Origin of the sequence: Pseudomonas rossensis, from assembly GCF_039888995.1 — a bacterium.
In the GTDB taxonomy this organism is placed as follows: domain Bacteria; phylum Pseudomonadota; class Gammaproteobacteria; order Pseudomonadales; family Pseudomonadaceae; genus Aquipseudomonas; species Aquipseudomonas rossensis.
Genome location: NZ_JBBWCB010000430.1, coordinates 1 through 224 on the forward strand (window position 1 = coordinate 1; position 224 = coordinate 224).

A 224-nucleotide genomic window follows, 5' to 3' on the forward strand; every position below is an offset into this window, starting at 1 on the left:
GGGGCGTCTTCGCTGGTGGTCACGGTTTCGCTGATGTCGGTGAAGCTGTCATCGACCGGGGTCACGCTGATGTTCAAGGTCGAGGTGACGTCAGAACCGGAGCCGTCAGTGACGGTATAGCTGACCGTTGGCACGCTACCGTTGTAGTTGGCCGCCGGGGTAAAGGTGTAGGCACCATTGGCGGCAAGCACCAGGGTGCCGACGTTGGCGATGGTCGCGGTGCT

General features: G+C 62.1%; 1 protein-coding gene. It reads right to left on the minus strand.

Going from position 1 to position 224, the window contains the following annotated elements:
* Positions 1 to 224 (minus strand): cadherin-like domain-containing protein (locus tag WLY71_RS31165; protein WP_347806623.1); only part of this gene is annotated, 224 nt, incomplete at both ends.